This window comes from Haloarcula salina (assembly GCF_010119195.1).
In the GTDB taxonomy this organism is placed as follows: domain Archaea; phylum Halobacteriota; class Halobacteria; order Halobacteriales; family Haloarculaceae; genus Haloarcula; species Haloarcula salina.
Genome location: NZ_WRXL01000002.1, coordinates 593,607 through 614,335 on the forward strand (window position 1 = coordinate 593,607; position 20,729 = coordinate 614,335).

The following is a 20,729-nucleotide window of genomic DNA, read 5'->3' on the forward strand; positions in this document are numbered from 1 at the left end:
CACGGATATGAGCGACGGTACACTCGTCTACGACGACGACTGCGGCTTCTGTACCTGGTGCGCCGACTTCGTCCGGACCCGCTCGGACGTCGACATCGTCGGGTTCTCGGAACTCGACGACGACCTGCTGGCGCGACTGCCCGAGGACTACGAGTCCTGCTCGCACTTCGTCACCGGGGACGAGGTGTACTCCTGTGGCGCGTCCATCGAGGCGGCGCTGGCGCGGACCGGCCCGGGCGAGCTGGCGCGCCCGGTGATCGAGTTCCTCGACCAGTTCGAGGACTACGAACGGCTCCGCGAGCGCGCCTACCGCCGCGTCGCGGACGACCGGAGTCGGTGGGGGAAGTACCTCTCGAAGACGCCGCCGGCGAGCACGGGCGATTCGAACTGCTATAGTAACAATTGAAACGATAAACACACCGATCGCACTGCTGTCGTGCGATCGGGTGTGTACTGACTTTCAATGGCTACTATAGTCGGCGTCAGGCCCGGGTGAGCCGCAGGTCGCCCTCGCCGACCGGACTGACGTAGGTCCCCACCCGCTCGCGGACCCACCATCGGCCGGTCTCGCGGCGTTCCTCCGGAGTCGTGAACCGGTAGCGGTAGCGGACCGCGCGGACGTGCGTCGGCGTCCCCTCGGGGAACGGGACCGATTCGAGGAGAGCGCGCGTCGCCTCGTCGCCGTCGAGGAGCTTTTGCAACAGCGCCAGGAACCACGGGCTCCGGTGGGGCGTCGGGGCCATCGCCGCGAACCACAGCTGCCAGTCCAGCCGATAGTGGTAGGGTGCGACCTGTCGCGGTCGCCGGCCAGGGTCGGTCGGCTTGCCCTTGAATTCGTAGGTCTCCCACTCCGTATCGGGCGTCACCGCGTCTTCGGCCGTCCCCTGGACGACGATCTCGTAGCGGTCGCGGGTGATCGACCCGAACGCGCCGTAGGTGTTGACGAGGTGCAGCGGGTCGAAGGCGGTGTTCATCACCTGGCGCTCCGAGAGGATGTTTCGCGCCGGGCCGACGCTCCGCCAGAGGACGACGGCGGCGAGGGCGAGAGCGAGGACCTGGAGGTACAGCGGCGGGCTAGACGCCGTCGGCGCGGTGACCGGCAGGACGGCGGTGAGCACGCCGTCGCTGAACGTCGCGACCGCCTGGACGATGGTGAGGGCGTTGAGCCACGAGAAGTTCCCCGTGACCATGAGCCACCCCTGGAAGCCGACGGTCGCCGCGCCAGCGACCGAGGCCCAGGGCTGGGGCGCGAAGTAGAGGAACGGGACCGCGACTTCGACGACGTGGTTCCCGAGCACTTCGACCCTGTGGAAGCGGTCGGGCAGGTGGTGGGCGTACCAGCTCACGGGGTTGGGGATCGGCTGGGTCTCGTAGTGGGAGTCGAGCGCGGTGCAGTCCCGCCAGCAGTCGTCCCCGCGGAGTTTGATGAGGCCCGCGCCGAACATGTTGCGAAACAGCACCCACTTCAGGAGCCAGACGACGACCACCGGCGGCCCCGTCGGCCCGGCTCCGAGAAACGCTGCGAGGAAGCCGGTCTCCAGCAGCATCGACTCCCAGCCGTACCCGTAGAACGTCTGCCCGGCGTTGACGAAGGAGAGGTACAGCCCCCACAGCGCGAGCCAGAGCGCTATCGACGCCGGGACGGCGTAGGGCGTCGGGAGCCACGAGGGGCCGCCCGCGAGCGCGACCGCCGAGAGGCCGACGCCGGCCCACGCCGCGACGCCGATGACGCGGTCGCTCGGATAGTAGTAGAACAGGCTGGGCCGCTCTCGAAACGAGTGACGGTCGACGTACTGCCGGATCGGAAGCAGGCCGTCCTCGCCCGCGAGCGGCCGGAACTGTTTGGCCGCGACGAGGAAGGCGAGCAGGTAGATCGCCGCGAGTCCCCTGTGAAACAGGACCCGTACGAGCCAGTAGGACCCCGCGTCCCACGGGAGCATGGTCGGCTATCGTCCGGCCATCGCCATAGACGTACCGGGCGTGGGCGACGCGGTCGTCCGGGCCGGCCACGTTAGCCCATGAGCTGCTGGTGCGTCGGCTTCATGCACCGGTCCTGGACGACGCGGCGACCGGCCGCTTCCGCGCGCTCCACGGCCTCGTCGTCGTGGATTCCGAGCTGGAGCCAGATCACGGCGTCGTCGTCGCGTTCCAGCGCCGCGTCGACGATGTCGCTGACCTCCTCGCTCGGCCGGAACACGTCGACGATGTCCACCTCGCCCGGCACGTCGGCGAGCGAGTCGTACGTCTCGCGGCCGAATATCTCGTCGGCGAAGGGGTTGACCGGAATCACGTCGTAGCCCTGCTCGAGGAGGTACTTCGGGATCTCGTGGGCGTCCTTGCCGGGGCTGGCCGAACAGCCGACGACGGCGACGCGGTCCAGTTCCAGTATCGCTTGGAGTTCCGCCTCGTCAGTTACGGGCATACCACCAGATTGGCCGGGCAGCGTCAAAAGCTATTGCCCGGCGGCCGTCACCGGATGCCGTCGTCCGCGTCGGCCGGTTCATCCAGGTGTTCCTGGCCCCACTTCGCCATCTCGTCGATGACCGGTTCGAGCGACGCCCCGCGCTCCGTCAGCGAGTAATTGACTCGAAACGGCTGTTCGCTGATGACTTCTCGGTCGACCAGCCCCTTCTCTTGGAGGTCTTCGAGACTGTCGGACAGCACCTTCGAGGAGATGCCGTCGACGTTCTCCTTGAGCTCGTTGAACCCCGAGGGACCGTGCTCCAGCAGTCGGTGGACGATGACGGGGTGCCACTTCTTCCCGATGAGCGACGCCGTGGTGGTTATCGGACACCACTCTTCGCCGGCACACCAGACGGAGAGCTTCTCCGGTGAGTCGGTCATTGTTGGTGACCGTTCACTCGCGGCCCGCTAATAGGTTACCCCTGGTTAGGCCATTACGTCGCGTCAGTCGCCACAGTGCGACCCTCCAATCGACCGTCGTATACGATATTATCGAATTCTTACTATTCTATCTAAATAATCGAATAAACATAGGTAGTAGCTGTCTCCCCCGATATTATTCGAACCCCTCTCAACTAACTCTGACTGGCGTCATAGCAGGATCTGAGAGAGTTCGACCGAACGCTGCCGGCCGTACAGTTCGAGCGACACATCTGTCGGTAGAGTCTATTTGTTGGTCTGATTTCACCGCTCGAAGAAACACGCGGTACGATCGGCACATCAGTATTATCAGAATTCACTTGATACTAGTATATTTATCATTTCGTCGATCGGGCGGCTCCGAGGCGATCGGTGAACAGGGTCGTGAGTTCGGCTACCTGTCAGCTGTACTGTCGGTCACTGGCCCGAACCGCCGGGACCGATGCCATCGGGATGGGCCACTGCCGTCGACCGGTCTAGCAGAGATAAATAACAGCAGTACGTACGTTACGACGAATTGCTCGCGGTTCATCACTGATGTGTTTTTCGCGAACGACGGGTCGACCAGGCCGTCGTCACGAACGGGACTCCGATAGTGCTCTCGCTGCCGAATGCTAGCGTCGGGTGTTGTTTGACCGACACCGCCACGGGACGTGCAACACGAGGTCAAGCGCGCCGACCAGACGCTCCCGGTCGAGACCGTTCGCTGACCTACCAGGCCGCACGGAGCACGCCTTCGAGGTCGTCCGTCGACGGGTCCAGCCCCGGCGGCGCGTTCGCCATGAACGAGTCGGCGAGCACGGCGTCGGCGACGGCCGGGAACGCGTCGCGGTCCGGACCGTCAACGTCCCGGAGGCGCGTCGGAAGCGACAGGGCGCTGGCGACTGCTGCCACGCGGTCGACCACTGCGGCGGCGGGGTCGTCGGCGTCGCCGACCCCGAGCGCGTCGGCGAGCAGGTCCCGCCGGCCGTCGACCCGCTCGAACAGGTACGAGAGCGCGTGCGGAGCGACGACCGCGTGGGCCGCGCCCTGCTGGACCGCGTAGGTGCGCGTCAGTCCGTGGCCGAAGGCGTGGATCAGCGACAGCGTCGTCCCGTCGGCCCGCGAGATGCCGTACTGGACGAGCATGATTCCCTGGGTGAGCGCGCGGTACACCCACGGCTCCTCGGTGCCGTCGCCGTAGGCGAGCAGGCCCTCGGTGAGCAGTTCGAGGCCGCGCGAGGCCGTGGCGTCGGTGACCGGCGTGGCGTTCGCGGCGTACAGCGTCTCGACGCCCTTGTCGAAGCCGTTCATCGCGGACGCGGCGAGGACGGTCCGCGGCGTCGTCGCCACCAGCTCGGGGTCGTAGCAGACGGCGGCCGGCATCAGGCCGGGGTCGCCGACGCCGCCGCTGACCGGTTCGTCGACCGGACAGGTGTCGGGGGCCGCGGTGACGCCGGCCACCGACGAGAGGTCGGCCCCGGCGAGCGTCGTCGGGACGGCGACGACAGGCGGCAGCCCCGCGTCGGGAACCGGAAGCGTCCCCGTATCGACGAGCGTGCGACCGACGGCGTCGGGGTCGCGGTCGGTCGCGGCGAGGACGCCGGCGATTTTCGCCACGTCGAGGCTGCTCCCGCCGCCGACGGCGACGAGGCAGTCTGCGTCGGCCGCTCGGAACGCGTCGAGGGCGTCGTATGCGGTGCCGAGGCGCTTTTGCGGCGTCGTCTCCGCGAAGGTGCCGGCGAGACTGTCGCCGAGACCGTCGCGGACGGGGTCCATCACGGCCGGCGTCTCGCCGACGGTCGACCCGCAGACGACGAGCGCGCGGTCGCAGCCGTGCGCGGCGAGTTCGTCGCCGAGTGACGCCGTGCTACCGGGGCCGTACCGGAGCGCGGCCGGGTCGTAGTCGAACCGGAACGGCGCGGCGAGGTCCCCACCGATCGGATTGGCCATCGCCACTCAGTCGCCTCCCTCGGGATTCGGCCTCTCGAACGGGGGGAGCTGTCGCTCGATGGCGTCGCGGTCCGGTTCCAATTTCTCCGGGAGCGTCAGCCGCGAGCCGAGGTCGTCGAGGTCCTCGTCGACGGTGAAGCCCGGGCCCGCAGTTGAGATCTCGAACAGGACACCGCCGGGCTCCCGGGCGTAGAGCGCGTGGAAGTACGTGCGGTCGATGATGGGACTCGGCGAAATCCCGCGTTCTTGGTACGCTTCGCGATAGGCCTCCAGGTCCGCGGTGGTTTCGGCCCGGAACGCGACGTGGTGGACCGTTCCGACGGCCATCCGTCCCCGTTCGAGGTCCGTTTCGACCAGGTCGACGACCGAACCCGGGCCGCCGGTCGCGCTCCGGTAGCGGTGGCGGCCGTCCTCGGTCGCTTCGTGGACGTATCCCAGCACGTCCGTGAGCACCTCGGCCGTGGGTTCGATGTCGCTGAGCGCCAGTGTGACACCGTGGAAGCCCTGGAGCTGGTGTTCGGCCGGAACGGGACTGTCGTCCCACGGGACGGCGTCCGACGGCACGTCGGCCGCCACGAGTTCGAGGGTGATACCGTCCGGGTCCTCGAACCGGAGGACGGTCTCGTCGAACCGCTCGGTCCGCGTCACGTCGACGCTGCGGTCGCCGAGTCTGTCGAGCCAGTAGCCCATCGAGCCCTCGTCGACGAGGTACGCCGTCGTCTGCGTCTGGCCTGCCCCGAAGGTCCCCCGTCGGCCGCTGTCTGTCCAGGGGAAGAAGGTGATATTCGTCCCCGGCGTCCCCTCGCCGTCGCCGAAGTAGAAGTGGTACGTTCCGGGGTCGTCGTGATTGACGGTGCGCTTGACGAACCGGAGGCCGAGCGTCTCAACGTAGAACTCGGCGTTGCGCTCCGGGTCGCCGGCGATGGCCGTGACGTGGTGCAGACCGCCGGTGTCGGGTGCCATACCGACGAATACGGCCCCCACGGTTGAGTAGCTTTTCTCACCCCCGCGTCACCGGCGGACGCCGGTGTTACTACGTCACCGGAGGCAACTGAAGCGTTAACACGCCCCGGATCGTATCGCCGGCCATGGCCTGTCCCTATCTCGAGTACCGAAGCGCCGACGGGCACGCGTCGTTCGACCACGAGCGGGCGTACTGCACCGCGTCGTCGTCGCTCGTCCAGCCGATGCGGGCCGACATCTGCAACGACCGCTACGACCTCGACCACGAGCGCGACTGCGAGATCTACCGCGCCCACGCGGAGGTCGAGTAGCCGTGGGATACGACGACTACCTCGCCGCGGAGCCGGTGATCGTCACCGCGGCGCTGACCGGCGGCGTCCACGGCAAGGAGGCGAACCCGAACCTCCCCGAGACGCCCGCGGAGATCGGTCGAGCGGCGGCAAAAGTGGAGGCCGCGGGCGCTTCGGTGGTTCATCTCCACGCTCGCCGACCGAACGGCGAGCGCTCGTTCGAGACGGCGCGGTTCCAGGAGATCGACGACGCCGTCCGCCGGCACACCGACGACGTGATCATCCAGCACTCGACCGGCGGGACGGGCGCGCCGGACGACGTTCGCCACCAGCCGCTTCGGACCGACCCGCCGCCGGAGATGGCGTCGCTCGATATGGGGCCGCTGAACCGCTACGACCGCCTGACCAGCGAGAACACCCGCGCGCTGGTCGACTCGCTCCACGCCGAGATGGTCGACCGCGGCATCAAGCCGGAACTGGAGGCGTTCAACGACGGCCACCTGAACGAGGTCCGCGGCCTGCTCGACCGGCGCGACCTCGCCGACCCCGTGTACGCGACCCTCATCTTCGGCCCGGGAACGCTCGCCCCGCCGACGCCCGGGAACTTCCTCAACGCCGTCCGAAATCTCCCCGAGGGCGCGCTGTTCAACACGCTCGGGTTCGGTCGCCACCAGTTGCCCTTCGCCGCGATGGGGGTGCTGTTCGGCGGCCACGTCCGCGTCGGCCTCGAAGACAACGTCTACTACGAGCGCGGCGAACTCGCGGAGAGCAACGCCCGCCTCGTCGAGCGCGTGGTGCGGGTGGCCGCCGAACTGGGCCGCCCCGTCGCTTCGACGGCGGAAGCGCGGGCGATTCTGGGGCTGAAGTGACCGACCCCCGCAATTCCATCGGCGGCCGGTTCCTACTTCGATCCGTTCGAGCGAGAAGGAAACGGATATGTTCGCTTTTTCGACCGACGCGTGTGCAGTATCAGTAATGTAGCCGCCAGATGCGGAAATGTGGGGATATATAGACAACTATATCCTCGAAATACCGAATAACGAGAGGTGATACGCCCATATACGAGTATTGTATTTTTCCCCCGGAAGATATACTATCATATTCCGAGAGGTGCGCACGGGATCGCGCAGGCAGACGAACTCCGGAACCGGTCGCGACCGCCGACGTCAGCGGGGGTCGAATCCGTCTAGGCCGTCCGTCCGCGCTTCGAGGTCGTCGAGTATCGATTCGAAGTCGGCGACGCTCGGCTTCTCGCGCCGGTCTGGAGCGGCGAGGACGCGGACCGACTGGGTCCCGAGCGGGACGAACCCGAGCCCGAGCTTCGTCGCGGTCGCGCGGAGCCCGAGGCCGGCGTCGGCGTCCCCGTTTCGCACTTTCCGGGCCGGGCTCTCGTGGGCCTTCGCGGTGAGTTCGTAGCCCTCGATGGCCTCGGTGAGGGCGGCCCGACCGACGCCCCGCTCGTCGGCCAGCGCGTCGAGCGAGTCGTCGAGGCTCCGCCGCAGGCCGGAGCCGCCGTCGCGGTTGACGAACCGGACCGAGTCGTCGACGAGGTCGGACAGGCTCGTCACGTCGCTCGCCTCGGTGACGACGAGGCCCCACTCTCGCGTCCACCCGCCGATGTCGGTCGCGTCGGGCTCCGCATCGACGGGGCCCGCGACCACAGCGAGGTCCGGTACGCCGTCACCGAGACGGCGGAGGCCCTCGGCCGTGCCGACCGGGAGGTAGCGCGGTCGGTCGATCTCGTCTAACAGGCGCGAGAGCAGCGGATCGTCCTCGCCCATCCCCAGCAGGGTCGGCGGTCTCACGGCGGGCGAAAAGAGCGTCACCTCGACGGCCTCGCCGTCGGCCAGGTAGTCCGTCCCCGCCGGCACGTCCACGAAGCCGTCGGCGTCGACGAGGCTCGTCGTCGCGCCGCTGCCCTTGTCGACGGGGTAGACCAGCGTCGTCCCCGCACCGTCCTCGACGAGTCCGGCGGGCAGCAGGCGTCTACGCCCCTCGCCGTAGCGCTCCTCGACCGCCATCCGACCGGTGACGACGGCCGTCTCCGGCGCGGGCAGTCCGGCGGCGTCGCGGAGCGCCGGCGCGACGAACGTCCGGAAGATGGTCAGTGCCGACACGGGGTAGCCCGGCAGGCCGACGTAGGCCGAGTCGCCGATGGTCCCGACCAGCATCGGCTTGCCGGGCTTGATCGCGACGCCGTGGAGTCGGAGGTCGCCGCGCTCCTCGATGACGCGGTAGATCACGTCGACCGCGCTCGCGCTGGTCGACCCCGACGAGAGGACGAGGTCGCACTCGTCGGCCGCCTCGCGGAGCAGCCGCTCCATCTCGTCGAAGTCGTCGCCGGCGTGGGGGTACAGCACCGGGTCGCCGCCGGCCTCCTCGACGGCGGTCGCGAGCGCGTAGCTGTTCACGTCGTAGATCTGGCCGGCGGCGCTGTCGAGGGCGTCGCCGGGGCGGACCAGCTCGTCGCCCGTCGAGAGGATGCCGACGCGCGGGCGACCCCGGACCGGGACCTCGTCGACGCCCAGCGCGGAGAGGAGGCCGATCTCCCGGGCCGTGAGCCGCGTCCCGGGGCCGAGCGCCCGCGCCCCGGCCGCGATGTCCGCGCCGGCCAGCATCACGTGGTCGCCGGGCGCGACGGCCGTGCGGACGTCGACGCCGTCGTCGGTCTCGGTCGTCCGCTCGACCATCACGACGGCGTCCGCGCCGGGGGGCAGCACCGCGCCGGTCGAGATCTCCGCCGCCGTTCCCGGCTCGACGGTCACGTCGGGCTCCTCGCCCGCGTGAACGACGCCGGCGACGGACAGCGTCTTCGGGTCGGCCTCGTCCGCGCCGAAGGTGTCTCTGGCGCGCACGGCGTAGCCGTCCATGCTCGCGCGGTCGAAGCCGGGCACGTCGATGGCGGCGTCGATCCGCTCGGCGAGGACGCGGTCACGCGCCGCGTCGAGCGGGACCGTCTCCGGCTCCGGGGCGATGTCGAGGCCGTCCACGGCCTCTCGGGCTTCCTCGGGCGAGGCGAGGTCGCGGAACTCCCGTCGGTCGCTCACTGCGACCACTCCCAGTGCTCGACTGCGACAATGGCTCCGGCGTCGTACCCCTCGACGGACTCGGGGACGACGACCCAGCCGTCCGCCAGCGCGACGCTGGAGAGGACGCCCGCGCCGCCGGTGCGCGTCGGCGTCGCTGTCGGTTCGTCCCCCTCGTCGTCCAGTTCGACCCGGGCGAACGTCCGCGTCCCCGGTTCGCTCGCTATCTTCCGGGTCAGTTCGGCCTCGGTCGTCGGCGGAGCGGTCTGCGGGAGGTGGCCCGCGCGGCGGAGCGCCGGCCGGAGGAACTGGACGGCGTTGACGATACAGGCCACGGGGTAGCCGGGCAGTGCGAGGACCGGCGTCCCCTCGACGACGCCCAGCGCGACCGGGTGGCCGGGCTTCAGCGCGACGCCGTGGACCAGCACCTCGCCGAGGTCGTCGACGACCTCCGGGAGCAGGTCGCGCTCGCCGACTGACGACCCGCCAGTCGTCACGACGAGGTCGTGGTCAAGGTCCGCGCTGATAGCCGCTCGGAGCGCGTCGGCGTCGTCGGTGACCACCTCTCGGTAGCTCGCCTCGCCGCCCCAGCGCGCGACGTACTGGGCGACCGTCTGGCCGTTCGTCTCGACGACCTCGCCGGGGCCGGGGTCGTCCTGAACCAGTTCCTCTCCGGTCGGGAGCACGCTGACGCGGGGGCGCTCGTACACCTCGACGGCGTCGCGGCCGACGGACTTCACCAGCCCGAGGTCCGACGGGCGGAGCCGGTGACCCGCCTCGTACAGCGTCTGGCCCTTCGCCACGTCCTCGCCGACCGGCGCGACGTTCTCGCCGCCGGCGACCGCGTCGAACACCGCGACGGTGTCGCCGGTCCGGTCCGCCTCCTCGACCATCACCACGGCGTCGGCCCCCTCCGGGAGTTCGCTCCCCGTGTGGACCCGGGTCGCCGTCCCGGCCGTCACTGCCTCGTCGACTCTGAGGTTCGCCGGCGACCGCCGACTCGCGCCGAACGTGTCCTCGGCCCGCACCGCGTACCCGTCCATCGCCGCCCGGCGGTAGTGCGGGACCGGTCGATCCGCGGTGACCGTCGACGCGACCACGCGCTCGTCGGCGTCGCGGAGCGGCACCCGCTCGGTCCGCTCGTGTGGCGTCACGGCCGCCAGCAGCGCCTCTCTAGCCGCCGCTACGGGCGTCCGGTCCTTGAAGCCGGCCGACCTGCGTGACTCGTTGCTCATGCTCGTACGAGCGGTCGCCACACCAAAAAGCTCGCCAGGTTTAGGTCTCGCGGCCCTCTCTACCGGGTATGTCCGAGTCGGACCTGTACTGTCGCCTCTGCGGGAACCGGCTGTCGACCGGCCTGGTCGCGACCGACAGCCGGCACTGCTGTCTCAACGCGACGCCCATCGCCGGGGCCTGTCCCGAGCACGGACCGGTCGGGCCGCACCACGCCGTCGAGCGGTGAGCGCGAGTACGGCGGAGCGCTCAGTCGAGGCGGTCCAGGCCACCCCGTCGCTCTCGGTGCATGATGGCGGCCGCGAACAGTCGGAGCCGGTCGACCAGCTCCGCTTCGGTCTCGTACGTCTCGATTCTGAGGTCCCAGCGGACCGACGCCGAGCGGATCATCGCGCTCGTCACGTCGGCTTCGTGGACGAAGACCAGTCGCTCTCCGTGCGTGTCGGCCAGGGTTTCGAGGACGCTCCCGGCCTCTTCGCCGACGCCGAAGTTGTGTCCGAGGAACGGGAGCACGAACGCCGTCGCGTTGCTGCACCGGGCGTACTCGATGCTCTGGGTGACAGCGTCCAGGTCGTCGGTGTCCACGTCGACGTCGAGAGCCAGAAACGCGTTGACGCCGGGGTCCGACCTGAGTGCGCCTTGTACCCGCCGCAAGAGCGCCTGCGCCGCGTCGATCTCGTCCCTGCTCCGGAAGAGCCTCCTGAGCGGACCGGGAAGGTCCTCGACCTCGATATCCCGGCGCTCCTCCTCGCTGAGCACGTAGTTGAGATTGAACGACTTGTACGGTCCCATCAGATAGAAGAGAAAGCGGTCGTACGTGACTGCCCCGACCCGTTCGATGATCAGATCGCGCGTGATCGCGGTCGACATAGCGTCTCGTATCGCACACTAGCATGTAAAGAGTCGTGTTTTCAGCGGTTGTTGGCTTGATAACTGCTAAGAGTTCCCCGCTCGTACAACGGGACGAGATGGCCACGGATCACACGCGTCCGTTCGACCGGGAGTTCCCGGACGACCCGTCCGACCTGTTGCCCGACGACAGCGTTCTCTCTCTCGACGAGTACCTGGCGATGCACGCTGCCGTCGGCCACCGGACTCGGTACGAGGTCCTCTACCGGCTGGTTCACGGCGGCGAGATGAGTCCGACGGAACTGGCGGCCGCGATGGAGATCGACGACAGCACGCTCCACTACCACCTCAACGAACTCGTCGATGTCGGCCTCGTCGAGAAGCGCCAGCGGACGGAACGGGACCGAGACGGGCTGTACACCTACTACCGCGCGACCGTCTTCGGCGAGGTGACGCTCTCCGACGGCGTCGACGAACTGATTCGCGGCGAACGGGCCTTCGACGAGATGTACGACAGTTCGGCCGAGTGACGACAGCGGCTCCGTCGGCCGTGACGCGACCGCGATGGTGAGCGGCGGCTGTCGATCCGTCGCGTACTGACCTTCAAATACGGGGAGGCGACGACGACCCGGTATGCTCCCGGTGACGCCGACCGTCGATCTCGCGGGGACGCTCGCCTTCCTCCTCGCAGTCGGCGGCGGCGTCGCGCTGGGGACCGTCAGCGGGCTCGTCCCGGGCCTGCACGCCAACACGTTCGCGCTCCTGCTCGCCGCGACCGCGAGCGCGCTCCCGGGGCCGCGGCTATACGTCGGCGTCGCGATGCTCGCCGCCGGGGTCACGCACACCTTCCTCGACGTGGTCCCGGCGCTGGCGCTCGGCGTCCCCGACCCCGCGATGGCGGCCGGCGCGCTCCCGAGCCACCGCCTCGTCATCGAGGGCCGAGGCCGCGAGGCCCTCCGCCTGTCGGCGCTGGGGAGCGGACTGGCCGTCGCGTTCGCCGCCCCCCTGGCGGTCCCGCTGACGATGGCGATGGAGGCGCTGTACCCGCTGCTCCAGCGCTGGCTCTCGGTCGTCCTGCTGGGAATCGCCGCCCTCCTCGTGGTCACCGAACGGGGACTCCGCCGAAAGACTGGCGCGTGTTGTTCGCTCGCCGCGAGCGGACTGCTCGGACTCGCGTTGCTCGACGCCCCCGTCTCCGGGCCGCTGCCGGTCTCGGACGTGCTGGTCCCGCTGTTCTCTGGGCTGTTCGGCGCGCCGGTACTGATCGCCGCATTGGAGGGGGCCGGCGTTCCATCGCAGGCCGACGCGGCGGTGACGACACCCCCGCGAGCGGTCGTTGCGCTCGCCGGGGTCGGGACGCTCTGTGGCGGCGCGGTCGGCTATCTTCCCGGCGTGTCGAGCGCCGTCGCCGCCACGCTGGCGCTCGGTCTTATCGCCGACGGCGGGCCGCGGGCGTTCGTCGTCACGACCAGCGGCGTCAACACGGCGACGGCGGTGTTCGCGCTGTTCGCGTTGATCGCGCTCGGCACGCCGCGAACGGGCGTCCTCGTCGCGCTCGACCGGGCGGCCGTTCCGCTCGTCCTGCCGGCGCTGCTCGCGGCGGTCGCCGTCGCCGCGGCGGCCGGCGCGGTGCTCGTCCCCGTCCTCGGCGACCGGTACCTCCGGACGGTCGGCCGTCTCGACCCGCGCTGGCTCTCGCTGTCCGTCGTCTGCCTGCTCGTCTGTCTCTCCGCGCTCTTCGCCGGACTCCTCGGCGTGGGGGCGTTCGGGGCGGCGACCGCTGTTGGGCACCTCCCGCCGCGGTTCGGCTCTCGGCGAGCCGCGCTGATGGGGGTGTTGCTCGTCCCGTTGGCGCTATAGGTACCCGCGCTGGCGGAAGTGGACGAGGAGGACGGCGACGATGAGCCCCATCCCGAGCATGACCGCGGGGTAGGCCATCGGCCACCCGAGCTCCGGCATGTTGTAGGGGCTGTCGGCGAAGTTCATGCCGTAGACGCCGACGACGAACGTCAGCGGGATGAAGATCGTCGCGACGACGGTGAGCACCTTCATCACCTCGTTTGTCGACTGCGAGACGGTGTTCAGGTAGATGTCGCGCGCGCCGGCCACCAGGTCGCGGTAGGTCTCGGTCAGGTCGACGATCTGGACCAGGTGGTCGTACACGTCGCGGAAGTACTTCTCCGTCTGGGGCTGGATCTGGTCGGGGTCGCCGCGGGCCAGGACCCCGACCGCTTCGCGGGCCGGCCAGACCTGCTTGCGAAACGACAGCAGGTCCCGGCGAACGTCGTTGATGCGTTCGAGCGTCTCGATCTCGGTCGAGACGGTCACTTCCTCCTCGATCGCCTCGATGTCCGTCTCGATCTCGTCGAGCAGGTCGAAGTACGCGTCGACGATGACGTCGATGACCCGGTAGGCGGTGAAGTCCGGGCCGCGGTGGAGGAGGCGCTCGTCCCCGCGGGCGGCGGCGTCCATCACCCGCTGAACGGGCGGGACGGCCCCCGTCGACAGCGTGACGACCCAGTCGCGGCCGACGAAGACGCCGACCGGCGTCGTCTTGACCTCCTTGTCGAACGTCGTGTCGCCGGCGGTGAGCGACGTGGACTTGACGAGGACGAAGGTGTAGGCGTCGAACTCCTGGACCTTCGCTCGGACGTCGTTCTGCACGTCCTCGACGGAGAGCGCGTGGAGGTCGAACGCGGACTGGACCGCGTCGATCTCCGCGGCGCTCGCGTCGCTGACGTGGACCCACGTGGTCCCCACCGCCGTCCGGGCGGCCGTCAGGTCCTCGTACTCCTCGGCGTGTCTGTCAGCGTACACCAGCGCGGAGATCACGTCGCACCCTCCGGTGGCGAGGAGTATCCCACGGCGGCCACCGTCAGCCCCACCATGACCGCGGCCACCGACAGCGAGCGGCCCGGATAAGCGGCGACGACGCCGAGCAGGTAGCCGGCGATGCCAGCGAGCGTCAGCGCCGCGCCCGCGGCGAACACCCGATTCATGACTCCGCTATCGCCGGCCCGAGAGAAAACAGTGTCCCACGCGGCGGTCAGTTCCCGGAGTGCGTGAGCCCGGACAGGAGCGTGTCGACCCGTTCCCCCTCGTCGATCGTCTCGGGGTAGACCGCGACCGCGATGACCACGTCGCCCTCGTGCTCGAAGCTCGCGAGGTGGACCAGCACGTCCACCTCCTGGCCCTCGATGGTAGTGGTTCCGGAGAACACCGAGACTTCGCGGGAGTCACCGAGCGACTGGACCGTCCGGTTGCGCTCGAACTGGACGTCGCTGACCCCGCGGCTCCGACTCGCCACTTCCCGGACGAGCCGCTGATTGGACCAGCTCGCCGCCGGGTTCAGCGGCTGTCCCGCGACGCTTGCGCTCGGCGTCGAGAGCACGATGAACTGCCCCGCGGTCACCTCGCCGACCGGGCCCAGTTCCATCCCGCGCTGGTACTGTCGGATGTGATTCGTGATGCGGACCGTCCGCTCCTGGCCGGCGACGGTCACGGTCCGCTCGATGGTCGATTCGTTCGCGACCGTCTCTTCGTAGCCGGTCTCCTGGAGCGCATCGCTCGAGACCGAAGCCGGCGACGACTCGAAGGTGAGCGTCTCTCCGGTGATGAGCCCGGAACAGCCCGAAGTCACGATAAGGAGTGACACGGCGACGAGGAGCCATCGGTGTGCCATCTTCTCGTATACCACTGTCCGAGATGATAAAACGTTTTGTGGCCGCTCGGTAGCGGCCGGCCGCGTCAGCCGAAGATGCCCTTGAGGACGCCTCCGACGATGTTGATGACGGCCCACTTCACCTGGCTGACGGTCCCGATTCCGGAGATGGTGATATCGTCGTCTACGACGGCGTTCTTGAACTCCGTCGCGGGGTTGCCGGACGCGATGATGCGGTCCATCGTCGCCTTGTCCGTGCTCATCTGCATCGTGGCGTCGTCACGGGTTCCCAGCGTCAGTTCCTGCATCCGGAGGTCGTCGTCCAGGGTGAACGACACGGACGCCTCGGTTCCGTTCGCGGGGTCGTCCACGACGAGGTTCACGTTCTCGCCCTGCAACTGCCCGGCCAGGAACCCGAAATCACTCACGTCGACGTTCGCGTTGTACGTCTCGACCATCGGCCCCATGTCCTCGAACAGCTGGACGGCCCAGTCCGGCTGGTCGCTCTGTGCGACGACGGGTGTGGCGACTGCGCCGGCCGCGGCGACGACGAGCATGAGAGAGACGACTACGCGGGCGAAATCGACTGTAGCTGGTACGTACTTCATAACGAATATATAAACGTTCGAATAGTATATAAAGCCGTAGTGAGCCGTGTTACACCGGTTATTGTCCGCCTACCGGGAATAGAGTGTCAGATCCGGTACGTCGGCCCGTCGTCGGTGTCCTGCACTTCGACCCCGAGCGCTTCGAGTTCGTCCCGGAGGTCGTCGGCGCGGTCGTAGTTGCCCGCCTCGCGCTCCTGTTCGCGGAGTTCGAGCACGAGGTCGACCACGTCACCGGCCAGCGACACGTCGCCGCCGTCCTCGTCGCCGAAGGACAGTCCGAGTACCCCGCCGCCGAACTCCTCGTAAGTCTCGACGGCGCGTCGGAGGCCCCGGTAGTCGTACTCGTCGTGGCCGTCGACGTGCGTGTTGACCGCGGCGGTCAGGTCGAGCAGTGCCGTCGTCGCCTCGCGGGTGTTGAAGTCGTCGTTCATCGCCGCCTCGAAGTCGTCCCGGGCGGCGTCGACGGCGTTCCGGAGCGCCTCGTCGGTCACCTTCGCGTAGGCGTCCACGTCGTCACAGGCCGCGACGGCGCGCTCGTAGCCCCGCGAGAGGCGGTCCCAGCGCTCTCGGGCCTCGGCGATGGTCTCGTCGCTGTAGGTCGCCCGAGAGGTGTAGGCCGTCGACAGCAGGAAGGTTCGGAGCACGTCGGGACCGAACTCCTCGACGGCGTCGCCGACGGTGAAGTAGTTGCCCAGCGAGGAGGACATCTTCTCGTCGTCGGTCTCCAGCAGGCGGACGTGGAGCCAGTACTTCGCGAACTGCTCGCCGGTCGCCGCCTCGCTCTGGGCCACCTCGTTCTCGTGGTGTGGAAAGACGAGGTCCTGGCCGCCGACGTGGATGTCGATGGACTCGTCCAGGTGCGTCATCGACATGGCTGAGCACTCGATGTGCCACCCCGGTCGGCCCTCGCCCCACGGCGAATCCCACGTCTGGGCGGTCGCGCAGGCCTCCTCGGCCGGCGCGGCCCCGGGGTGCTGGTGCTCGGCGATGTCCTCGGGCGCGACGCCGCCTGCCTTCCAGAGCGCGAAGTCCGCCGGGTGGCGCTTCTCCCCCGCGCTCTCCTCGCCCTGGGACTCGATGTCCTCGACGGACTGGTTCGAGAGCTTGCCGTAGTCCTCGAAGCTGGTCACGTCGAAGTAGACGGAGCCGTTGGCCTCGTAGGCGTGGCCCTGTTCGAGCAGGCGCTCCACGAGGTCGATGATCTCGGGGACGTGCTCGGAGACGCGGGGGTACACCTCGGCGCGGTCGAGGTTGAGCGAGCGCATGTCCTCGATGACCTGGCGGACGTAGTGGCGGGCCACTTCGGCCTCGCTGTCGCCGTTCTCGCCGACGCGGGCGACGATCTTCTCGTTCACGTCGGTGAAGTTCTCGACGTGGCGGACGTCGTAGCCGAGCCAGTCGAGCCAGCGGCACATCACGTCGACGTGGACCCAGCCGCGGGCGTGGCCGAGGTGCGGCGGGTCGGAGGTCGTCAGGCCGCAGTAGTACAGCAGAACGGAGTCGGGGTCGCGTGGCTCGAACGGCTCCGTCTCGCCGGTCAGCGTGTTCGTCACGCGTAGCGTCATTGTCGAACGACACTGCGCCGGGCCGCTTCAAGGCGTCGGAACGGCTCGTCGGCGCCTGCCGATTCAGTTCCCGACCGCCCTTTCGACGACCCGAAGCGCGTCCGGCCCGTCGCGGCGCGCGACGACGACGACGAGCGATGCCTCGGTGACGCCGGCCGCCTCGACGGGCACGTCGGCCGTCCGCAGTCGGCCGAGCACGTCACCGAGAGCCGCTGGACCGAGGTCGCCGGCGGCGACGATGCCGGTCAACGAGCCGGCGTCCGCCGCGAACCGGGCGTCACCGACCGCGAGCACCCACTCGTCGGCCGGCTCGGCCGCGTCCGCTCGTCCCAGCCCGCTCCGCATCGACACGCGGGCGTCGGCGTCGTGAACCGGGTCGTCGGGCAGTTCCTCCGCGAATCGCCTGAGGGCCGTCGCGATGGCTTCCGCTTCGCCGTCCACGTCGAGCGTGCGCGCGGCGGCGGTGTAGTTGACGACGCCGGCTCGGAGCGCGTCGTAGAGAAACGGGCGCTCGCGGACGGCCTCGCGGGTGGCGGCTGCGAGTGACATATCGGAAGCCCGAGCCCGGCGGATAAAAACGTGCCCAGATGCCGCCAGCGAAGCTCCTAAGACCGGCTCGTTCCAACCGAAGGTATGGACCAAGCGCTCGTCATCGCGGCCCACGGTTCCCACCTGAACGCCGAGTCGAGTACGCCGACCTACGACCACGCGGACACCATCCGGGCGACCGGCGCGTTCGCCGAGGTGCGCGAGTCGTTCTGGAAGGAGGAGCCGTCGTTCCGGGAGGTCCTGCGGACCGTCGACGCCGAGGAGGTCTACCTCGTGCCGCTGTTCATCTCCGAGGGCTACTTCACCGAACAGGTCATCCCGCGGGAGTTCCGCCTCGACGACTGGGACCCAGAGCTGTGGGACTCCGACGGCACGAGCGCCACGACTGCGACACTGACCGCCGGCGACACGGGCCAGACCGTCCACTACTGCGGCCCGGTCGGGACCCACGACACCATGAGCGACGTGATCGTCCAGCGGGCCCAGTCCGTCACGGGCGACTCCGACGTGGGCGAGGGGTTCGGTCTGGCCGTCGTCGGGCACGGGACCGAGCGCAACGAGAACTCCGCGAAGGCCATCCAGTACCACGCCGACCGCATCCGCGACCGCGATCGCTTCGACGAGGTCCAGTCGCTGTTCATGGACGAGGAGCCGGAGGTCGACGACGTGACCGAGCACTTCGAGAGCGACGACATCGTCGTGGTCCCGCTGTTCATCGCCGACGGCTTCCACACGCAGGAAGACATCCCCGAGGACATGGGGCTGACCGACGACTACCGGACCGGCTACGACGTGCCGACGACCGTCGACGGCCACGACATCTGGTACGCCGGGGCCGTCGGCACGGAGCCGCTGATGGCCGACGTGGTGCTCGAACGGGCCGCCGACGCGGGGGCCGACGTGAGCGCAGCCATCGAGCAGGTACGCGAGGAGACCGGCGGCGTGCGGCCGGCGACCGGCGACTGAGGCGGACCGCTGTCCGTCCGCCGGGTCGTCGTCGTTGGCCCCGGCAGAGCGGAGCGGAACCAGCCGACTTTTGCCCGCCGAGCCCCGATTCGGCGTATGGACGGCGAGTACGTGGACGCGCTGGTGGACACCGCCCCGGACGGGATCGACTTCGACGACCTCCACGTGGACCGCGACCCCGACGGGTACGCGTTCCGGACGCCGGCGGCGACCCACACCGGTATCGACGAGGAGACGCTCCGCGAGGTGGCGGCGGACTCGCCGTACGTCCGAAACTGGTACTTCTGGCACGCCGTCGCGCCCCAGAAGGACGACCACTGGGCGTTCCTGCGCTGGCTCGAAGGGGCCGACGAACGCGGCGTCACCGAGCGGTACGACGCGCTCTCGGACGGCGTCGCGGCGACGTGGGGCCAGCTCCACCTGCGCGTCGAACTGACCGGGGGCGAGCGTCGGTATCACGTTCGACACGTAGCCGACGCCGACACGGATTCGGAAGACCTCGCCAAGCACGACGAGCCGCTCGACGCGCGCGACCTCGCCAAGCACGACGACGACGGTCAGTACCGCCCGCTCAAGACCGCGCCGTCCCTGCGGACCGGCTGGGCGTTCCCGGACCTGACCGCCGCCGAACTGGTCGCGACCGTCGACGCCTTCTATCCGGCGACGATCGCGAACTGGCACCGCGAGCGCGAGGGCGACCTCGACGTGAGCCACTGGCGCGACACCGTCTCCCGCCAGACGGGCATCTACGGCGTCGTCGACACCTGGGACCGCGGCGACGGCCACGAGCACGTCGACTGGGTCGCCGAGGCCTGCTGTGACGACTCCCAGTGTCTCAAGCGACGCGAGTGGCAGTACGACGACGAGACGGATCTCGACGTGGACGGCGGCTCGGGGACGTTCCCCTGCCGCGAGCCCTGCTCGCTGGTCATCGCCGCCGCCCGCAAGTGGACGAAGCTCGAAGGCGAGGCGACGCGGACCTACGAGTTCGAGCTGACGCCGAGCGAGAAGGAGCAACTCGAAGCGGTCATCGACGCCGTCGCCGACGGCGAGGCCGACGACATCCGCGAGGCCGACATCTACGAGGGGGCGAACCGCTACCGGGTCCGGTACCTCAGGGCGAAGCTGTTCGACGAGGACGGGAATCTCGCGGGCGTCGAGACGGACGACTGAGCGGGAGCGGCGGCGGGGACCCCCTCGCGCGTCGCCGTGGACTATCGCACGACGGTGAGATACAGCGCGCCCAGCGCGCCGGCCACCACGATCAGGACGCCGAGGGTGAGGAGGAAATCGCTCGTGAGCGCCAGCGTCAGCAGGCCGACGACGAGCGCGAGGACGCCGCCACCGGCGGCGAACAGCGTCTCCGTCGACAGTACCTCCAGAAGTGGTTCGGACTCCGTCTCGGTCTTCGGCTGGGGCTTCGCCAGTTCCTCGTCGACGATGACCGGTTCGTTCTCCGGCCCCCCTTCGGGGACGACGACGTCGACGTAGCGCGTCTCCGCGCCGTAGGCGGTCACGACCTTGAGCTTCCCGCGCACCGGTCCGTCGCCGTCGACGGTCACCCGGATGCGGCGCTCGCTGTCGGCCTCGATGTGGTGGTTCGCGGCGTCGATGGACGCGACCGACGAGAGCGCGTCGTCGAGGTGGAGGTGGACGTGGAGGGACTCGCCGTGGTTGACGACGTCCACGTCGAAACTCCCTGTCGCGTCGAACTCGTGTGGGACCTCCAGGCTGTGGATGCCGGTCCGATTGACGTGCACGGGCAGGGAGTCAGGCACGGACCTGTCTGCACGGGGCGAGGAGAAAAAGGTTCATACTGTTGACTGTCTCCCGTCGAGACGACCGTCGTTCGACCGGCGGGCTCCGTCAGGGACGGCCTCACGCCGGCGCTTCGTCGCGCATGTCCGGCGGGAGCAGGTTCGGGATGCCGTCCTCGATGGGGAACGACTCGCCGCACTCGGTACAGACCAGCTCGCCCGAGATGATCTCGCCGTCCTCGCGCTCGGTCACGTCCAGGTCGAGGTCGTGTTTGTCCAGAGGGCAGCAGATAATCTCCATCAGGTCCTCTTTCATACGCTGGGCCAGGTCCGGCGGTCGCAAAAGTCTGCCGCTCTCGCGTGCCCGGGGTCCCGCAGTGCCGCTCGCGGCTCAACGACTCCGGCCGACCCCGAATACTGACCGTCTCGTCGCCGCCTTGCCGCCAC

At 69.1% G+C, this 20,729-nt stretch carries 24 protein-coding genes; 8 read left to right on the forward strand and 16 right to left on the reverse strand.

Annotated features, from left to right (window positions below; all coding sequences use genetic code 11):
- The first annotated feature begins 7 nt into the window (after positions 1 to 7).
- A complete protein-coding gene (locus tag GM656_RS08080; RefSeq protein WP_162413148.1) occupies positions 8 to 406 on the forward strand; it encodes a thiol-disulfide oxidoreductase DCC family protein in 399 nt (132 codons plus the stop codon).
- A 76-nt stretch (positions 407 to 482) separates the two neighbouring features.
- Here the strand turns inward: GM656_RS08080 and GM656_RS08085 are convergent, their stop codons facing one another.
- The 5 genes from GM656_RS08085 to GM656_RS08105 form a co-directional block, all read right to left on the reverse strand.
- Positions 483 to 1,940, reverse strand: a complete 1,458-nt coding sequence (locus tag GM656_RS08085) for a lipase maturation factor family protein (RefSeq protein WP_162413149.1) — start codon at positions 1,938 to 1,940, stop codon at positions 483 to 485.
- A 71-nt stretch (positions 1,941 to 2,011) separates the two neighbouring features.
- Entirely contained in the window at positions 2,012 to 2,422 is a 411-nt protein-coding gene (locus GM656_RS08090; RefSeq protein WP_162413150.1) for a CoA-binding protein, read from the reverse strand.
- Positions 2,423 to 2,469: 47 nt separating this feature from the next.
- Positions 2,470 to 2,844, reverse strand: a complete 375-nt coding sequence (locus tag GM656_RS08095) for a winged helix-turn-helix transcriptional regulator (RefSeq protein ID WP_162413151.1) — start codon at positions 2,842 to 2,844, stop codon at positions 2,470 to 2,472.
- Positions 2,845 to 3,594: 750 nt separating this feature from the next.
- Positions 3,595 to 4,815, reverse strand: coding sequence for an iron-containing alcohol dehydrogenase family protein (locus tag GM656_RS08100; RefSeq protein WP_162413152.1), 1,221 nt, complete (start codon positions 4,813 to 4,815; stop codon positions 3,595 to 3,597).
- Between the two features lie 6 nt (positions 4,816 to 4,821).
- Entirely contained in the window at positions 4,822 to 5,778 is a 957-nt protein-coding gene (locus tag GM656_RS08105) for a ring-cleaving dioxygenase (protein ID WP_162413153.1), read from the reverse strand.
- A 125-nt stretch (positions 5,779 to 5,903) separates the two neighbouring features.
- Here GM656_RS08105 and GM656_RS08110 point away from each other — a divergent pair, with 125 nt between their 5' ends.
- On the forward strand, positions 5,904 to 6,089 hold the full coding sequence (locus GM656_RS08110) for a hypothetical protein (protein WP_162413154.1): 186 nt from the start codon (positions 5,904 to 5,906) through the stop codon (positions 6,087 to 6,089).
- 2 nt (positions 6,090 to 6,091) lie between these two features.
- Positions 6,092 to 6,937 carry a BKACE family enzyme gene (locus GM656_RS08115; protein WP_162413155.1) on the forward strand — a complete coding sequence of 282 codons (846 nt, stop codon included), beginning with the start codon at positions 6,092 to 6,094 and terminating at the stop codon, positions 6,935 to 6,937.
- A 297-nt stretch (positions 6,938 to 7,234) separates the two neighbouring features.
- Here GM656_RS08115 and GM656_RS08120 read toward each other — a convergent pair whose 3' ends face one another.
- Together GM656_RS08120 and GM656_RS08125 are read right to left on the reverse strand one after the other, a co-directional pair.
- Entirely contained in the window at positions 7,235 to 9,115 is a 1,881-nt protein-coding gene (locus GM656_RS08120; RefSeq protein ID WP_162413156.1) for a molybdopterin biosynthesis protein, read from the reverse strand.
- A complete protein-coding gene (locus GM656_RS08125; RefSeq protein WP_162413157.1) occupies positions 9,112 to 10,329 on the reverse strand; it encodes a molybdopterin molybdotransferase MoeA in 1,218 nt (405 codons plus the stop codon). Before GM656_RS08125 ends, GM656_RS08120 begins: the two co-directional genes overlap by 4 nt.
- A 68-nt stretch (positions 10,330 to 10,397) precedes the next feature.
- Between GM656_RS08125 and GM656_RS19050 the strand changes: the two genes are divergently transcribed.
- Positions 10,398 to 10,556 carry a hypothetical protein gene (locus GM656_RS19050; RefSeq protein ID WP_174242948.1) on the forward strand — a complete coding sequence of 53 codons (159 nt, stop codon included), beginning with the start codon at positions 10,398 to 10,400 and terminating at the stop codon, positions 10,554 to 10,556.
- Positions 10,557 to 10,576: 20 nt separating this feature from the next.
- Here the strand turns inward: GM656_RS19050 and GM656_RS08130 are convergent, their stop codons facing one another.
- A complete protein-coding gene (locus tag GM656_RS08130) occupies positions 10,577 to 11,197 on the reverse strand; it encodes a DUF7509 family protein (RefSeq protein WP_162413158.1) in 621 nt (206 codons plus the stop codon).
- Between the two features lie 98 nt (positions 11,198 to 11,295).
- On the opposite strand from GM656_RS08130, the gene GM656_RS08135 reads away from it, so the two are divergent.
- Together GM656_RS08135 and GM656_RS08140 are read left to right on the forward strand one after the other, a co-directional pair.
- Positions 11,296 to 11,706 carry a winged helix-turn-helix domain-containing protein gene (locus tag GM656_RS08135; protein ID WP_162413159.1) on the forward strand — a complete coding sequence of 137 codons (411 nt, stop codon included), beginning with the start codon at positions 11,296 to 11,298 and terminating at the stop codon, positions 11,704 to 11,706.
- Positions 11,707 to 11,809: 103 nt separating this feature from the next.
- The gene (locus GM656_RS08140) at positions 11,810 to 13,036 is read left to right on the forward strand and encodes a tripartite tricarboxylate transporter permease (RefSeq protein WP_162413160.1); all 1,227 of its coding nucleotides are present in this window, start codon (positions 11,810 to 11,812) and stop codon (positions 13,034 to 13,036) included.
- On the opposite strand, the gene corA is transcribed toward GM656_RS08140, so the two are convergent.
- From corA to GM656_RS08165, 6 genes are all read right to left on the reverse strand, one after another.
- Positions 13,031 to 14,008, reverse strand: a complete 978-nt coding sequence (corA, locus tag GM656_RS08145; protein ID WP_162413161.1) for a magnesium/cobalt transporter CorA — start codon at positions 14,006 to 14,008, stop codon at positions 13,031 to 13,033. The genes GM656_RS08140 and corA overlap by 6 nt on opposite strands.
- Complete coding sequence (locus GM656_RS19055) at positions 14,005 to 14,175, reverse strand: hypothetical protein (protein WP_174242949.1); 171 nt, start codon at positions 14,173 to 14,175, stop codon at positions 14,005 to 14,007. The genes corA and GM656_RS19055 overlap by 4 nt, the downstream gene beginning before the upstream one ends.
- A gap of 47 nt (positions 14,176 to 14,222) precedes the next feature.
- On the reverse strand, positions 14,223 to 14,858 hold the full coding sequence (locus tag GM656_RS08150) for a DUF6517 family protein (protein WP_162413162.1): 636 nt from the start codon (positions 14,856 to 14,858) through the stop codon (positions 14,223 to 14,225).
- Positions 14,859 to 14,923: 65 nt separating this feature from the next.
- Complete coding sequence (locus GM656_RS08155) at positions 14,924 to 15,445, reverse strand: hypothetical protein (RefSeq protein WP_162413163.1); 522 nt, start codon at positions 15,443 to 15,445, stop codon at positions 14,924 to 14,926.
- 86 nt (positions 15,446 to 15,531) lie between these two features.
- On the reverse strand, positions 15,532 to 17,010 hold the full coding sequence (cysS, locus tag GM656_RS08160; RefSeq protein WP_162413164.1) for a cysteine--tRNA ligase: 1,479 nt from the start codon (positions 17,008 to 17,010) through the stop codon (positions 15,532 to 15,534).
- A gap of 63 nt (positions 17,011 to 17,073) precedes the next feature.
- On the reverse strand, positions 17,074 to 17,559 hold the full coding sequence (locus GM656_RS08165) for a DUF7523 family protein (protein WP_162413165.1): 486 nt from the start codon (positions 17,557 to 17,559) through the stop codon (positions 17,074 to 17,076).
- Positions 17,560 to 17,643: 84 nt separating this feature from the next.
- On the opposite strand from GM656_RS08165, the gene GM656_RS08170 reads away from it, so the two are divergent.
- Both GM656_RS08170 and GM656_RS08175 read left to right on the forward strand, forming a co-directional pair.
- Positions 17,644 to 18,525: a CbiX/SirB N-terminal domain-containing protein gene (locus GM656_RS08170; RefSeq protein ID WP_162413166.1), complete on the forward strand. Its 882-nt coding sequence runs from the start codon at positions 17,644 to 17,646 to the stop codon at positions 18,523 to 18,525.
- 96 nt (positions 18,526 to 18,621) lie between these two features.
- Positions 18,622 to 19,698, forward strand: coding sequence for a DR2241 family protein (locus GM656_RS08175; RefSeq protein WP_162413167.1), 1,077 nt, complete (start codon positions 18,622 to 18,624; stop codon positions 19,696 to 19,698).
- A 41-nt stretch (positions 19,699 to 19,739) separates the two neighbouring features.
- Here GM656_RS08175 and GM656_RS08180 read toward each other — a convergent pair whose 3' ends face one another.
- Positions 19,740 to 20,303, reverse strand: coding sequence for a DUF7524 family protein (locus GM656_RS08180; RefSeq protein ID WP_241692726.1), 564 nt, complete (start codon positions 20,301 to 20,303; stop codon positions 19,740 to 19,742).
- A gap of 100 nt (positions 20,304 to 20,403) precedes the next feature.
- On the reverse strand, positions 20,404 to 20,598 hold the full coding sequence (locus GM656_RS08185; RefSeq protein ID WP_162413168.1) for a methytransferase partner Trm112: 195 nt from the start codon (positions 20,596 to 20,598) through the stop codon (positions 20,404 to 20,406).
- Positions 20,599 to 20,729: the final 131 nt, after the last annotated feature.